The organism is Streptomyces sp. NPDC050448, assembly GCF_040655295.1.
Classification (GTDB): Bacteria; Actinomycetota; Actinomycetes; order Streptomycetales; family Streptomycetaceae; genus Streptomyces.
The window spans coordinates 1-1,525 of sequence record NZ_JBFAJR010000129.1 but is presented as its reverse complement, the minus strand read 5'-3'; the positions used below and the strand labels follow the sequence as shown (position 1 = coordinate 1,525).

The window sequence follows — 1,525 nt, the reverse complement described above, 5'->3', positions numbered from 1 at the left end:
CCCTCTCTGTCAGCCTTAGGCGAGACGTCCCGCTTCGGCGGGTTAGCCTGATAGGGCACCGACAGGAGAACCACCCCCCTCATGACCAGCACCAAGCCCGCCGGATCCGACCCGGCCCCCAGGCCGAAGCGCCGCTCCTTCAGCCCCGAGTACAAGCTGCGGATCGTGGCCGAGTACGACGCCGCACCCAAGAACGAGAAAGGCGCGGTCCTGCGCCGCGAGCGCCTGTACCACTCGCACGTCACGGAATGGCGGACCGCACGGGACGCCGGAGCCCTGGAGAAGCTGGTCGACCATCGCACCAGCCCGGCCCGGCCGAAGAAGTCGACGGCCGAGGCGGAGAACGAGAAACTGCGCCGCCAGGTGGAACGACTGGAGAGGGAACTGGCCCGGAACAAGGCCGCGCTGGAGGTTATGGGAAAAGCTTCCGCGCTCTTGGAAATGATCTCCGAGAGCGCGGACTGAAGGCTGCCGCCGACCCGGTGGTGGATGAAGCGTTCACCGGCATCGAGGGCAGACTGGGCATCACCGCCGCGTGCCAGCTGACCGGCCGCTCCAGGGCCACCCACTACCGCCGGCTTCAGCCCCCCACGCCGCGCAGGCCCCGCTCGCCGCAGGTCCAGCCCTCGGCCCTCGCGGCTGGAGAGCGGGCCGCGGTTCTGGAGTTGATGAACAGCATCGAGTACGCGGAGCTGGCGCCCGCACAGATCTGGGCCCGTGAGCTGGATGCCGGGCGCTACCACTGCTCCGTCTCCACGATGTACCGGATCCTGCGTGAAAAGGGGCAGACCGGCGAGCGCCGCCGCCAGGCCACCCATCCCGCCAAGACGGTGCCCGAGCTGGTCGCCACCGGCCCGTCGCAGGTGTTCACCTGGGACATCACCAAGGCGGCCGGACCGGTCAAGGGCATCTGGTATCACGCCTACGTGATCATCGACATCTTCAGCCGGTACATCGTCGGCCACACCGTCGAGGCGGCCGAATCGGCTGCACGGGCCGAGGAGTTGATCCGCGAGACGATCACCCGCAACGGCATCGTGCCCGAGACCGTGCACGCCGACCGCGGCACGTCGATGACCTCCAAGAAGGTCTCCCAACTGCTGATCGATCTGGGCGTGACCAGGTCGCACTCGCGGCCGAAGGTCTCCAACGACAATCCGTATTCGGAGGCCCAGTTCAAGACCACGAAGTACATGTCCGACTATCCCGAACGTTTCGACTCCCTGGCCCACGCCCGCGAGTGGTTCGACGCCTTCATCGCGTACTACAACCATGAGCACCGGCATTCGGGCATCGGCTGGCACACGCCGGCATCCGTCCACTTCGGGACCGCCGAGGAGGTCCGCGACCAGCGGGCCGTCACCCTCGCCCAGGCATACGCACGCCACCCCGAACGCTTCGGCCGCCGCCCCCGACCACCCGAGATACCCCAGAAGGCATGGATCAACGACCCGGCCAAGCGCCGGGAACCCACACCACAAACCTCATAGCGTCACGACCGTCTCACTGGACTTGAAATCTTCCG

2 protein-coding genes are annotated in these 1,525 nt (G+C 67.2%); both read left to right on the top strand.

Annotation, left to right across the window (positions count from 1 at the left end; translation table 11 throughout):
* Positions 1 to 81 precede the first annotated feature (81 nt).
* Complete coding sequence (locus AB0I68_RS39055) at positions 82 to 465, top strand: hypothetical protein (RefSeq protein WP_363182205.1); 384 nt, start codon at positions 82 to 84, stop codon at positions 463 to 465.
* Between the two features lie 17 nt (positions 466 to 482).
* Positions 483 to 1,490 carry an IS3 family transposase gene (locus AB0I68_RS39050; protein ID WP_363182204.1) on the top strand — a complete coding sequence of 336 codons (1,008 nt, stop codon included), beginning with the start codon at positions 483 to 485 and terminating at the stop codon, positions 1,488 to 1,490.
* Positions 1,491 to 1,525 lie beyond the last annotated feature (35 nt).